This is a genomic window from Ectopseudomonas guguanensis (assembly GCF_900104265.1).
Lineage (GTDB): Bacteria > Pseudomonadota > Gammaproteobacteria > Pseudomonadales > Pseudomonadaceae > Aquipseudomonas > Aquipseudomonas guguanensis.
In genome coordinates, this window is record NZ_FNJJ01000004.1 from 273635 (window position 1) to 287576 (window position 13942).

Genomic DNA, 13942 nt, shown 5'->3' on the forward strand with positions numbered 1-13942 from the left:
CGCATGAAGATGCCGAAGCAGGTTGCGCGCTGGTTCGGGCGCTCGGGCGCCGAACACCGGGATGCCGGCCACCGGGATGCCGGCCACCGAATAGTCATCGGGGGGAGTCTTTGCCTGGCGCTGTTCTTCGCCTTTCTCGGCAGCCGCGCGCTGCAGGAGCGCGAAGCCCTCTGGCAGCTGCAGATCAGCAAGCAGGCCGAGATCCAGCGCATGGCGCTCAACAGCACCCAGCATGGCCTGCAGGAGCGCACCCAGCTGCTGGCCGAAACCATCGCCGCGGATGCCTGGGTCACCGAGCTGGTGCGCCAGGCCCATGCCCTGCCGGCGAGCGACCTGGAGGGGCTGGCCAGCATCCGCAACCAGCTCTACACCCGCCTGGCGCCGCGCTGGCGCAATCTGCAGGCGCACCAGCCGTTTCGCCTGTACGTGCACCTGGCGCCGAGCGTCAAGGTGCTGCTGCGCGTGCACGAGCCCGAGCACTTCGGCGACCTGCAGACCGGCTGGCGTCCCATGGTTCTCGAGGCGCTGCGCAGCGGCACCAGCCAGGCCGGCCTGGGCCTGACCCGCGGCAGCATCGGCATGCGCGCGATCGCGCCGCTGCTGGCTGAGGGTGCCGACGGGCCGCTACAGGTCGGCGCCATCGAAGTGGCCATGGGCGTGCTCGAGGACCTGGCCCAGCTGGACCGCGAGTTTGGCAGCGGTGTGGCCCTGCTGCTGCGCGAGGACCTGCTGCTGGGTTCGGGCAGCGGCGAGGAGTTGCGCGGCCTGGCCAGCGATACCCGGCGCTGGCAACTGGTGGAGCATTCGCGCCCGCAGGTCCTGGCCTGGCAGCGCGAGCAACGACTGCCCGCGCCGGAGGAAGGTGACAGCGTGCGCCTGCTGGACGATGGTGAACGCCACTACCTGGTCAATCAGGTGGCGTTGAGCAGCTATCAGCAGGGGCAGGAGCAAAGCAGCGAACCGCTGGCGGTGGCCCTGATCTGGCATGACATCAGCGACCAGTACAACGTGCACCGGCGCGACAAGCGCTGGCTGGTGATCAAGTGGCTGCTCGCCTGGTGCGGCGCCGAGGCCCTGCTGCTGGGCCTGCTGCGCAGCACCCGGCGCAGCACCCAGCGTCTGATGCAGCGCCAGCAGGCGGCGCTGCGCGCGCTCAACGAGATCGCCGCACTGCCCAGCCTGAGCCGTACCGAGCAGTTGCGTCAGGCGCTGCGTCTGGGCGCCGAGCATTTCGGCATGCCGCTGGGCATCATCAGCCGTATCGAAGGCGAGCAGTACCAGGTGCTGGTGCAGGTCTCGCCCACCGGTGCCCTGAGCGACGGCCAGCAATTCGAACTGGGCAACACCTACTGCAGCCTGGCACTGCAGCAGGACGAGCCGCTGGCCATCACCCACATGGCCGAATCGGCGCATCGACGCCATCCCTGCTATCGCCACTTCGCCCTGGAAAGCTACATCGGCATCACCGTGCGCGTGGCCGGCAAGCCCTTCGGCACCCTGGCCTTCGCCAACTCGCGGCCGCGCAGGCGACCTTTCGACGCAGCCGACCGCGACTTCCTCGGCCTGTTCGCCCGCTGGGTCGGCGCCATGCTGGAGCGCCAGCAGCAGGAGCGCGCCGTACGCTCGGCGCGCGCCTACCTGCAGGCGGTGCTGGATTCGGCCACCGGCGTATCGATCATCGCCACCGACACAAGCGGCACCATCAGCCTGTTCAACTCCGGCGCCGAACGCCTGCTCGGCTACAGCGCCGCGGAGATGGTCGGCCAGTGCACCCCGGCGATCATTCACCTCGAGGAGGAAGTCCAGGCGCGCGCCGCCGAACTCAGCGAAGTCGCCGGCCAGCCGGTGGAAGGCTTCGAGGTCTTCGTGCACAACGCCCGCGGCGGCGAACCGGAAACCCGCCAGTGGACCTATCGCCACAAGGACGGCAGCCTGCGCCAGATCAACCTCACCGTCAGCGCCATGTTCGACGAGGGTGGCCAGATCACCGGATTCCTCGGCATCGCCAGCGACATCAGCGAGCTGCTGCAGACCACCCGCGCCCTGCAGAAGAGCGAGAGCCGCTTCCGCGGCCTGGTGGCGAACCTGCCGGGGGTGGTGTACCGCTGCGCCAACGATGCCGACTGGAGCATGCGCTATGTCAGCGAGGAAATCGTCAACCTCTGCGGCTATCCGGCCAGCGACTTCATCGACAACCGCGTGCGCAGCTTCTCCAGCGTCGTCCACCCCGACGACCTGGCCATCACCTACCGCGCCGGCGAGGCCATCGAGCGCCAGGAAAGCTTCGAGCTGACCTACCGCCTGCGCCATGCCGACGGCCATGATGTCTGGGTCCGCGAGAAGGGCCGCGGCGAGTACGACAGCCGTGGCAGGCTGCTGTGGGTCGACGGTTTCATCTGGGACGTCAGTGAGCGCCAGGCCATCGAGAACGAACTGCGCCTGAGCCAGCAGCGCTTTCTCAGCGCCTTCAACACCGCCCCCCAGGGCATGGCGCTGATCGGCCCGGACGGCCGCTGGCTGGAAGTCAACGACGAGCTGTGCCGCATGCTCGGCTACAGCCGCGAGGAGCTGCAGGCACTCACCGTCCAGCAGATCACCCATCCAGACGATCTGGAGGCCGATCAGCACAGCCTGGAGAACCTGCTGGCCGGGCGGATCAACGCCTACCAGATGGAGAAACGCTACCTGGACAAGCAGGGGCGTACGCTCTGGGTCCTGCTCAGCGTGTCGCTGGTGCGTGATGGCCATGGGCAGCCGGTGCACTTCGTCTCGCAGATCCAGGACTTCAGCGACCGCGTCGTCGCCGAGCGCGCGGTGCGCGAGCGCGAACACTACCTCAGCACCCTGCTCGACAACGTGGTCGACGCCATCGTCACCATAGACGAGCAGGGCCACATCGAGACCTTCAACCACGCCGCCGAAGCGATCTTCGGCTACCAGCAGCAGCAGGTGGCCGGCAGGAACGTCAGGATGCTGATGCCCGAGCCCTACAGCAGCGCCCATGACGGCTACATCCAGCGCTACCTGCGCACTGGCGAAGCCTGGGTGGTGGGCCAGGTGCGCGAGCTCGAAGGCCTGCGCCAGAGCGGCGAGCGCTTCGCCATGGAACTGGCGGTGTCGCAGATCAGCCACCAGGGCCAGCGCCGCTTCATCGCGGTGATCCGCGACATCGCCGAGCGCAAGCGCATCGAGCGGATGAAGAACGAGTTCGTCTCCACCGTCAGCCACGAACTGCGTACTCCGCTCACCGCCATCGCCGGTTCGCTCGGCCTGATCAACGGCGGCGCCCTCGGCGAGGTGCCGCAGGCCATGCGCCAGATGCTGGCGATCGCCCACAGCAACAGCCAGCGCCTCAGCGCGTTGATCAACGACCTGCTGGACATGGACAAACTGGTCGCCGGCAAGATGCACTTCGACCTGCAGCCCCGCACCCTGCAACCGCTGCTGGAGCTGGCCCTGCTGCACAACCAGCCGTATGCCGAACAGCATCAGGTCCGCTTGCACCTGCAGGCCGAGGGCGACGCCCCGGTGCGTGTCGACGCCCAGCGCCTGGCCCAGGTGATGGCCAACCTGCTGTCCAATGCCGCCAAGTTCTCGCCGGCCGGCGGCAGCGTCGTGGTGCGCCTGCAGCACCGCGGCGAGGTGCTGCGCGTCAGCGTCGCGGACAGCGGCCCCGGCATACCGGAAGCCTTCAAGTCGCGCATCTTCAGCAAATTCTCCCAGGCCGACTCCGGCGACACCCGCCAGCAGGGTGGCACCGGCCTGGGACTGGCCATCTGCAAGGAAATCATCGAACGCATGGGCGGACACATCGGCTTCGACTCGTCCCCCGGCCAGGGTGCTACCTTCTGGTTCGAACTACCGATCACAGGGAGCGCGTCATGAGCCAAGCCCCGATTCCCGCCAACGAGCAGGAGCGCCTGGCGGCCCTGCGCGCCCTGGAACTGCTCGACAGCCCGGCCGAAGCGATGTTCGACCACATCACCGCGCTGGCCGCGCAGATCTGCGAAACTCCTATCGCCCTGATCTCGCTGATCGACGCCCAGCGCCAGTGGTTCAAGAGCCGGGTCGGCCTGGATGTCACGCAGACCGAGCGCGAACTGGCCTTCTGCGCCCATGCGGTGCATGCCGACGCCTGGCTGGAAGTGAGTAACGCCCTGGACGATGCGCGCTTTCGCGACAACCCGCTGGTCACCTCGGCGCCGCACATCCGCTTCTATGCCGGTATGCCGCTGCACGACGCCCGGGGCCTGGCGCTCGGCACCCTGTGCGTGATCGACCGCCAGCCGCGCGATCTCGATGAGCACCAGCGCATGCAGTTGCAACATCTGGCCAAGCTGACCGGGGAGCTGTTCGAGCTGCGCCTGCAGGCACGCCGCCAGGCCGAACAGAGCGCCATGCACCAGGCCATGCTGGACAACGCCGGCAGCGCGGTGCTGGTGCTGGACCCTCAGGGCCGGATCCTGCGCAGCAACCCCGAGGCGCAACAACTGCTGGGTTATCCGGCTGCCGAGCTCGCCGAGCAGCAGTTGCCGCAACTGCTGCTCGAGCCGGGCCAGTTCGAGGGCCTGTGCGCCGCCGCCACGGCCGGGCCGCAGAGCAGCGAGGGGCAGATGCGCACACGCAGCGGCCAGAGCCTGCCGGTGCGCCTGAACCTTTCGCCGATTCGTGCCGAGGGGCAGCCGCTGCAGGGCTATCTGCTGGTAGCCAACGACCTCAGCCAGCGCGAGGAAGCGCGCCTGCGCCTGCAGCGCATCGCTGCGCAACTGCCCGGCATGGTCTACCAGTACCTGCTGCGCGCCGATGGCAGCAGCTGCTTCCCCTACGCCAGCGCCGGCATCCACGACATCTACGGCTGCAGCCCCGAAGACGCCAGCGAGGATGCGCAGGCCATCTTCGCCCGCCTGCATCCGGACGATGCGGCGCAGGTACGCAGCGCCATCGCCCATTCGGCGGCGAGCCTGACCACCTGGCATCAGGAATACCGCGTGCTGCATCCGCAGCATGGGCTGATCTGGGTCGAGGGCCACGCCGCCCCGCAGCGCCTGGAGAACGGCACCACCCTGTGGCACGGCTTCATCAGCGATATCAGCGAACGCAAGCGCGGCGAGCAGTTGCAGAACGAATTCGTCTCCACCGTCAGCCACGAGCTGCGCACCCCGCTCACCGCCATCGCCGGCTCGCTCGGGCTGATCAACGGCGGCGCCCTCGGCGAGGTGCCGCAGGCCATGCGCCAGATGCTGGAGATCGCGCAGAGCAACAGCCAGCGCCTGCGCCACCTGATCGACGACCTGCTGGACATGGACAAACTGGTCGCCGGCAAGATGCACTTCGACCTGCAGTCGCTGGACCTGCGCCCGCTGCTGCAGCAGGTGCTGCGCAACAACCAGCCCTATGCCGAACGGCATCAGGTGCAGCTGCACCTGCTGGCCGGCGACGACTGTCGCGTGCTGGCCGACGCCCAGCGCCTGGAGCAGGTGCTGGCCAACCTGCTGTCCAATGCCGCCAAGTTCTCCGCTGCCGGGCAACAGGTGGAACTGGCGGCCGTGCCCGAGGTCGGCTGGATACGCATCAGCGTACGTGACCATGGTCAGGGCATCGCCGAGGACTTCAAGTCGCTCATCTTCAGCAAATTCGCCCAGGCCGACGCCAGCGATACCCGCCGCCAGGGCGGCACCGGTCTGGGCCTGGCCATCAGCAAGGAAATCATCGAACACATGGGCGGACGCATCGGCTTCGACTCCACGGAAGGACAAGGCAGCACCTTCTGGCTGCTGCTGCCACTGGCCGCAGGGCAACCATGAGAACCACAACCGATCTGCTCGTTTCCCCGTTCAGCCGGGTCAATCTGCTGGCCTGGGCCGTGCTGGCACTGGCCCTGGGCGCGACGCTGCTGGCCTGGTACAGCCTGCGGCAGAGCCAGTCCGACGCGGCCACCCGCCAGTTCGCACTGCTCACCGAGGAGCTGAGCCAGGCCATCGTCAAGCGCATGGAAGAGCAGGAAGGCATTCTGCTCGGCGCCGCCGGCCTGTTCGACGCCAGCGACGCAGTCAGCCGTGCCGACTGGCACGCCTACGCCGAGCGCCTGCGCCTGGACGAACGCTACCCCGGCATCCAGGGCATCGGCTTCACCCAGATGCTGGAGGCGCAGGAGCTGCCGGAATTCGAGCGCGAAATACGCGCCGAGGGCTTCCCCAACTTTCGCATGCACCCGCCCGGCCCGCGCGAGAGCCACGGTGTAGTCCGCCTGATCGAGCCCCTGGCCGGGCGCAACCTGGCCGCCTTCGGCTTCGACATGTTTTCCGAACCGGTGCGCCGCGCCACCATGCTCGACGCGGCACGCAACGGCCAGAGCCGCCTGTCCGGGCGCGTCACCCTGGTGCAGGAGACCCACGGCAAGGTGCAACCCGGCCTGCTGCTGTACGTTCCCCTGTACTGGCCGAATCGACCGCTGGACACTCCCGAACAGCGCCTGGCCGCGCTGCGCGGTTTCGTTTTCAGCCCGTTCCGGGTGCACGACCTGATGCACGGCATTCTCGGCGAACGTCAGCGCGAGCTGGACTTCGAGCTCTACACCGGCGCCATCGCCGACAACTCAGAGCTGCTCTATTCCAGCCGCGGCGAGACGCCGATCAGTACGCCGGCCGACAGCCAGCACCAGCTCGAGCTGTTCGGCCAGACCTGGCACCTGGATTTTCACTATGCGCCGGGCTACCTCAAACGCGAGCACCGCGGCGAAATGGCACTGCTGCTGCTCGGCGGCTGCATCAGCCTGCTGCTGTTCTTCCTGGTCAGCAGCCTCAGCCTGCGCCGCGCTCAGGTACAGCAGCTGGCCGCGCGCATCACCGAGCAGCTGCACCGCAGCGAGGAGCGTCTGGCACTGGCGCTCAAGGGCAGCAACGACGGCTGGTGGGATATCGACGTCAAGGCCGGCAGCTTCTTCGCCTCGGCCAACGGCTGGCAGATGCTCGGCTACCCGGAGCAGGGCCCGCCCGGCTTTGCCGACGATACCCGCGCCTGGGAAGCCCTGGTGCACCCGGACGATCTACCCGCGGCACGCGCCCGCCTGAAACAGGCGCTGAAGGAAGGCGCCAGCAACTTCACCATCGACTGTCGTCTGCTGCACGTCGACGGCAGCGAGCTGCCGGTGCTGCTGCGCGGCTACATCCAGCGCGATGCCAGTGGCTACCCGCTGCGCATCACCGGCACCACCATGGACCAGAGCGAGGCCAAGCGCATCGAGCGCCTCAAGAGCGAGTTCGTCTCCACCGTCAGTCACGAGCTGCGCACCCCGCTGACCGCCATCGCCGGCTCGCTCGGCCTGATCAACGGCGGTGCCCTCGGTACGGTGCCGGAGAGCATGCGCACCATGCTGAGCATCGCCCAGGCCAACAGCCAGCGCCTCAGCCACCTGATCAACGACCTGCTGGACATGGACAAGCTGGAGGCCGGCAAGATGCAGTTCGACCTGCAGCCCTGCCTGCTCGTCGAGCAGCTGCAGGAAGCGCTGGCCAACAACCAGGGCTACGCCGACCGGCACCAGGTCCAGCTGCGCCTGCTCGACTGCCTGCCGGCGCGCGTACGCATCGATGCCATGCGCCTGCAGCAGGTACTGGCCAACTTCATCTCCAACGCCGTGAAATACTCGCCGCCCGGCGGCGAGGTGAGCCTGCGCGCCGAGCGCCATGATGCCCGCGTGCGCGTCGAGGTGCGCGATCAGGGGCCGGGTATCGCCGCCGAATTCCGCCAGCGCATCTTCAACAAGTTCTCCCAGGCCGACGCCAGCGACAGCCGCAGCAAGGGCGGCACGGGCCTGGGCCTGGCGATCAGCAAGGAACTGATCGAGCGCATGGGCGGGCAGATCGGCTTCGACTCGGTCGAAGGCCAGGGTACCTGCTTCTGGTTCGAGCTGCCGATGCTGGCCGAGGCGGCCCTGCCCGCCTCGGGCGATGGCCGGCGCAAACTGCTGGTGGTCGAGGACGAACCGGACATCGCCAACCTGCTGCGCCAGTTGCTGGAGAATGCCGGCTATCGCGTGCGCATGGCCCACAGCCTGGAGGAAGCACGCGCGTGCCTGCGCGAGGATACCCCCGCCGCCATCAGCCTCGACCTGCGCCTGCCGGACGGCGACGGCCTGCAACTGGTGCAGGAGCTGCGGGCCGATGAACGCTATCGCGAGCTGCCGATTCTGGTGGTTTCGGCGGCCTGCGAGGAAGGTCGCCTGGCACTCGACGGGGTGCCTGCGCTGGACTGGCTGAGCAAGCCGATCGATCCGCAGCGCCTGCTCGGCAGCCTGGCCCAGGCGCTCCAGCACCTGCCGCAGAGCCCGCGCGTGCTGCACGTCGAAGACGATCACGACCTGCGTCTGGTGGTCGCCGAACAGGGCCGCGAACTGGCCGAGTTCATCCCCGCCGACAGCCTCGCCGAAGCGCGTCGCCTGCTCGCCGAGCAGTCCTTCGACCTGGTCCTGCTCGACCTCGGCCTGCCCGACGGCAACGGCCTGGAGCTGGTCGACGAGCTGCAGCGCCAGCGCCCGGGGCTGCCGGTGGCGGTGCTCTCGGCCAGCGAGGTGGACGGCCGTGAACTGGCCGGGGTGAGCGCGACACTGGCCAAATCGCGCAATGATGGACAACACTTCCTGCACATGCTGAACCGTCTGTTACCCAGCCAAGGAGACCGGCCATGAGTGAACTCAAGCGCATCCTTCACGTCGAGGACGATCCCTCGATCCAGGCCGTGGCCAAGGTCGCCCTCGAGGCTGTCGGCGGCTTCCAGGTGCTGAGCTGCGCCAGCGGCCAGGAGGCCCTCGATCAGGTGCAGGGCTTCGCCCCCGACTTCATCCTGCTCGACGTGATGATGCCCGGCATGGACGGCCCGCAGACCCTGGAGAAGCTGCGCGAGCTGGTGGATATCGGTGAGGTCCCGGTGGCCTTCATGACCGCCAAGGTGCAGCCCGGCGAGGTGGCGCACTACCGCAGCCTGGGCGCGCTCGACGTGATCGTGAAACCCTTCGACCCCATGCAGCTCGCCGAGCAGATCCGGCAGATATGGAGTCAGCGCCATGGATAAGCAGGACAACACCATCCCGCAGACCCTGCAGCAGCACCTGCAGCAGCTTGGCCAGCAGTTCAGCGAGCGCCTGCGCCAGGAATTGCCGGAGCTGGCGCAGCAGGGCGAACGCCTGCTGCAGAGCAGCGAGGGGCAGCGCCAGCAGCTGTTGCCGGCGCTGCGCGACCAGTTGCACCGCCTCGCCGGTACCGCCGGCACCTTCGGCTTCACCCAGCTGGGCCAGCAGGCCCGCGAGCTGGAGCAACAGGCCGAACGCTGGCTGGATCAGCAGCAGCGCCAGCAGCAGGACCTGGCAACCTTCGTCGCCGCGCTGCAGCAGCTCGGCGCCGAATCGGACGGCGGCAGCAGCCAGGGCGAGCAGCAGCGAACGGGCAGACCGGTGGTGCGCACCGAGGGCGATACCCGGCTGATCTACATCCTCGAGGACGAAATCGCCGTCGGCGAGAACATGCGCCTGACGCTGAGCAACTTTGGTTATCGCGCCGAACACTTTCGCACCACAAGCGATCTGGACGCCGCCCTGCAGCAGCAACTGCCGGACGCGCTGATCGTCGACGTCAACCTGGCCGACGAAGACTGCAGCGGCCTGGATTATGCCGCCAGCCTGCAGCAGCGCCTGGAGGTGCCGCTGCCGCTGCTGGTGCTGACCCACCAGCACGACTTCGCCACCCAGCTGCAGGCGGTACGCGCCGGTGCGCTGGGGTTCTTCGCCAAGCCGGTGGACATCCCGCAACTGGAAAGCCGCCTGGAGCGCTGCTTCGCCCAGCAGAGCGGCGAACCCTACCGGGTGCTGATCGTCGACGACGACCGCGATCTGGCCAGCCGTTACAGCCTGGTGCTGCGCGACGCCGGCATGCTGGTGGAAATCCTTCAGGACCCGGCGCAGATCTTCGACCACCTGCGCGACTTCAATCCCGAAGTGGTGCTGCTCGACGTCAACATGCCGTACTGCACCGGCCCCGAGCTGGCGCAGATCATCCGCTGCAACGACGACTGGCTGCGCATCCCGATCATCTACCTATCGGCGGAAACCGATATCGCCAAGCAGATGAACGCGCTGATCAAGGCCGGCGACGATTTCGTCACCAAGCCGATTTCCGACAACGCCCTGGTCGCCGCCGTGTTTTCCCGCGCCCAGCGCGCCCGCCTGCTGTCCGACGCCCTGTCGCGCGACAGCCTGACCGGCCTGCTCAAGCATGGCGACATCAAGGAGCAGGTAGCGATCGAACTGGAGCGCGCGTTGCGCACTGGCGACCGCGCCAGCGTGGTGATGCTCGACATCGATCACTTCAAGCGGGTCAACGACGAGCATGGCCATGCAGCGGGTGACAACGTCATCCGCGCCCTGGCCAACCTGCTGCGCCAGCGCCTGCGCCGGGTCGACAGCCTGGGACGCTACGGCGGCGAGGAGTTCCTCGCGGTGTTGCCGGACTGCACGCCGCAGCAGGCCAAGCAGATCATCGACGAGATTCGCGAACGCTTCGCCGAGCTGCGCTTCATCGCCGATGGCGGGGAATTTTCCTGCACCCTGAGCGCCGGTATCGCCGGCACCGATGTGCACAGCCAGGCCGAACAGTTGCGCGAGCGTGCCGACAAGGCCCTGTATGCGGCCAAGCACGGCGGGCGCAATCAGGTGCGTGTGGCGGCTTCGCAAGAGCATGGCGACTGAAGCCGCTCCCACACCAGCACGACGCTCCGTAGGAGCGGCTTCAGCCGCGATAGGTCATAACGGCTACGGCGGAGTGCCGCCCGCCAACGCCACCCTGCTCACGCCTCGGCGCGCTGCATCAGGCGGCGCTGGCGCCATTCCATGAAGGTCTTGAGGAACAGCATCGCGGCTGAAGCCGCTCCTACACCAGCACCACACTCCGTGGGAGGGGCTTCAGCCGCGATAGGTCATAACGGCTACGGCGGAGTGCCGCCCGCCAACGCCACCCCGATCAGACCTCGGCGCGCTGCATCAGCACGCGCTGACGCCACTCCATGAAGGTCTTGAGAAACAGCGTGAGCAGCGCCATGCACGCCAGCAGGCCGGCGGCGGTGAAGGCCGCGGCGGGCTTGTAGTCGTTGTTGAGCTGATCGACCAGCAGCGGCAGGGTCAGGGTCTGGTTGATGATGCTGCCGGACACCACCGATACCGCGCCGAACTCGCCCACCGCACGGGCATTGGTGACCACCACGCCGTACAGCAGCGCCCATTTGATCTTCGGCAGGCTGATGCGGCGGAAGATCTGCCAGCCGCTGGCGCCCAGGCACATGGCGGCGGTTTCCTCGTCATGGCCCTGGGCCTGCATCACCGGGATCAGGATACGCGCTACATAGGGCGCGGTGACGAACACCGTGACCATGACGATGCCCGGCCAGGCGAACATCAGCTGCATGCCGTTATCGTAGAACCAGCGGCCAATGAAGCTTTCCAGGCCGTAGACCACCAGGTAGCAGAGGCCGGCGACCACCGGCGACACCGCATAGGGAATGTCGATCAGGGTGGTCAGCAGCTTGCGCCCGCGAAAGTCGTAGTGGGTCACGCACCAGGCCAGGCAGATGCCGAAGCACAGGTTCAGCGGCACGGTGATCACCGCCACCAGCAGGGTCAGGCCGATGGCGTGGCGCATGTAGTCTTCGTTGAGGTTGCTCCACAGCAGGTCGAGACCGCCGGCCAGCGCCTTGCTGAAGATCAGCGCCAGCGGCACCAGCAGCACCAGCACGACCACCGTGAGCCCGAGAATCACCAGCGCCCACTGGCGCCAATCCTGAGGTTTTTTCATCGACCTTGCCGTTGCCAAGCGAACAGACGTCCCTGCAGGACCTGCAGGAGGAACAGAAGAATCAGCGACGCGAGCAGGATCACCGAAGCGATGGCCGCCGCCGCCGGGTAATTGAATTCCTGCAGACGGACGAAAATCATCAGCGAGCTGACCTCCGTCTGGAAGGGAATGTTGCCGGCGATCATGATCACCGCGCCGAACTCGCCGAGGCTGCGGATGAACGCCTGCGAACCGCCGGTGATCAGCGCCGGTGCCAGGGTCGGCAGGATCACCTTGGCGAAGGTCTGCGCGCGGCTGGCGCCGAGGGTGCGCGCGGCCTCCTCGTATTCCGAGCCGAGATCCTGCAGCACCGGCTGCACCGTACGCACCACGAAGGGAATGCTGGTGAAGACCATGGCCACGACGATACCGGCATAGGCGTAGGCCACCTTGAACCCCAGCCACTGGCCAATCCAGCCATTGGGCACCAGCAGTGCGGCGAGGGTCAGGCCGGCGACCGAGGTTGGCAGGGCGAACGGCAGGTCGACCAGCGCATCGACGATGCGCCGGCCGGGGAAGTCGTAGCGGGTGATGATCCAGGCCAGCAGCAGGCCCAGCACCAGCACCGCCAACGTCGAGTAGAACGCCGCCGAGACGGTTACCTTGTAGCTCTGCACCACCCGCGGGTCGCTGATGGCGAACCAGTACTGCGCCCAGGTCATGTCGCTGACGTACAGCAGCAGCGCCGACAGCGGCAACAGTATCACCAGGGAGAGATACAGCACGCTGATGCCGAAGCTCAGGCCGAAACCTGGCAGCAGCGGGGTCTGCAGGAAGAACAGCGGCGGTTTATTCACGAAAAAAGCTCGGCTCTACAAATGCAGTTGGCCGCCAATAAGGCGGCCAAAGGACCATTACGATGCTCGCGCAGGGCGGGCGCACCCCGCCACTCATGGGCTGGCGGGTTGCACCCGCCCTACGCCAGACCGGCGTGCTCAGCGCCCGGTCGCGAGAAGCTGGTCGAGAATACCACCGTTGTCGAAGTGCTTGGCGGTGATGTCATCCCAGCTGCCGAGGATCTCGTTCGGGTTGATCAGGCGTACCGGCGCGAACTGCGCCTTGGTCGCCTCGACCACTTCCGGGTTGTGCACGCGGTAGTTGTAGCGAGTCAGCAGTTGCTGGATGTCCTTGCTGTACTGGAAGTCGAGGAAGGCCTTGGCCTGCTCGCGGGTGCCGCGCTCGTCGGCCACCTTGTCGACGATGGCCACCGGGAACTCGGCCAGCACGCTGACTTCCGGCACCACGATTTCCAGATTGGCGGACTTGAACTCGTCACCCTTGGCGATGTTGATCACTTCCGATTCGAAGGTCAGCAGCACGTCGCCCTGGCCATTCTGGGCGAAGGCCACGGTGGCGCCGCGGCCGCCGGTGGGGAAGTTCTCGACGTTCTTCAGCAGCTTGCCGACGAAGGCCTTGATCTTCTCCTCGTCGCCGTTGAACTTCTCGTTAGCGAACAGCCAGGCGCCCAGGTAGCTGTAGCGCGCGTTGCCGGAGGTTTTCGGGTTGGGGAAGACCAGCTTCACGTCGTCGCGAATCAGGTCGTCCCAGCTCTTGATGTTCTTCGGGTTGCCTTCGCGCACCAGGAAGGCGGTGGTGCTGTAGTACGGCGAGCTGTTGTTGGGGAACTGCTGGGCCCAGTCGGTGCGCAGCAGACCGCGCTTGGCCAGGATGTCCACATCGGAAACCTGGTTGAAGGTGACCACGTCGACCTTCTTGCCCTGGATGATGTCCTGCGCCTGGCGCGAGCTGCCGGCGAAGGACTGGACGATCTTCACTTCCTTGCCGCTCTGCTGCTTCCAGTGCTTGACGAACAGCGGGTTGATCTCGCCGAACAGCTCGCGGGCGATGTCGTAGGAGGCGTTGTGGAATGGAGTGTCGGCGGCAGCATGGCTCAGCGAGCCAGTCAGCAGGGTGGCGCTGGCCACGGTGGCCAGAACGATCTTCTTCAGCATCTAGGGCGTCCTTCTTATCGAGAGAGGAGCCTGCAGGCAGGCTATTTGATGGCGCGATTCTGCAGAAAAAACATATAGCTGAAAAATATCTTTTTATTTTCCTTTTATAACCAA

The 13942-nt window shown here is 66.8% G+C and carries 8 protein-coding genes; 5 read left to right on the forward strand and 3 right to left on the reverse strand.

Annotated features, from left to right (window positions below; translation table 11 throughout):
* Positions 1–3: 3 nt before the first annotated feature.
* The 5 genes from BLS61_RS24045 to BLS61_RS08115 are packed head-to-tail and all read left to right on the forward strand — an operon-like array spanning position 4 to position 10738.
* Complete coding sequence (locus BLS61_RS24045) at positions 4–3885, forward strand: PAS domain S-box protein (RefSeq protein WP_090429671.1); 3882 nt, start codon at positions 4–6, stop codon at positions 3883–3885.
* Positions 3882–5804 carry an ATP-binding protein gene (locus tag BLS61_RS08100; RefSeq protein ID WP_090429673.1) on the forward strand — a complete coding sequence of 641 codons (1923 nt, stop codon included), beginning with the start codon at positions 3882–3884 and terminating at the stop codon, positions 5802–5804. The genes BLS61_RS24045 and BLS61_RS08100 overlap by 4 nt, the downstream gene beginning before the upstream one ends.
* Entirely contained in the window at positions 5801–8686 is a 2886-nt protein-coding gene (locus tag BLS61_RS08105; protein ID WP_139205542.1) for a CHASE domain-containing protein, read from the forward strand. Before BLS61_RS08100 ends, BLS61_RS08105 begins: the two co-directional genes overlap by 4 nt.
* The gene (locus BLS61_RS08110) at positions 8683–9069 is read left to right on the forward strand and encodes a response regulator (RefSeq protein WP_090429675.1); all 387 of its coding nucleotides are present in this window, start codon (positions 8683–8685) and stop codon (positions 9067–9069) included. The genes BLS61_RS08105 and BLS61_RS08110 overlap by 4 nt, the downstream gene beginning before the upstream one ends.
* Positions 9062–10738, forward strand: coding sequence for a diguanylate cyclase (locus tag BLS61_RS08115; RefSeq protein WP_090429678.1), 1677 nt, complete (start codon positions 9062–9064; stop codon positions 10736–10738). The genes BLS61_RS08110 and BLS61_RS08115 overlap by 8 nt, the downstream gene beginning before the upstream one ends.
* Positions 10739–11009: 271 nt before the next feature.
* Here the strand turns inward: BLS61_RS08115 and cysW are convergent, their stop codons facing one another.
* The 3 genes from cysW to cysP form a co-directional block, all read right to left on the reverse strand.
* A complete protein-coding gene (gene cysW, locus BLS61_RS08120; RefSeq protein ID WP_090429680.1) occupies positions 11010–11837 on the reverse strand; it encodes a sulfate ABC transporter permease subunit CysW in 828 nt (275 codons plus the stop codon).
* Entirely contained in the window at positions 11834–12673 is an 840-nt protein-coding gene (gene cysT, locus BLS61_RS08125) for a sulfate ABC transporter permease subunit CysT (protein ID WP_090429681.1), read from the reverse strand. The genes cysW and cysT overlap by 4 nt, the downstream gene beginning before the upstream one ends.
* 138 nt (positions 12674–12811) lie before the next feature.
* Complete coding sequence (gene cysP, locus BLS61_RS08130) at positions 12812–13828, reverse strand: thiosulfate ABC transporter substrate-binding protein CysP (RefSeq protein WP_090429683.1); 1017 nt, start codon at positions 13826–13828, stop codon at positions 12812–12814.
* Positions 13829–13942 lie beyond the last annotated feature (114 nt).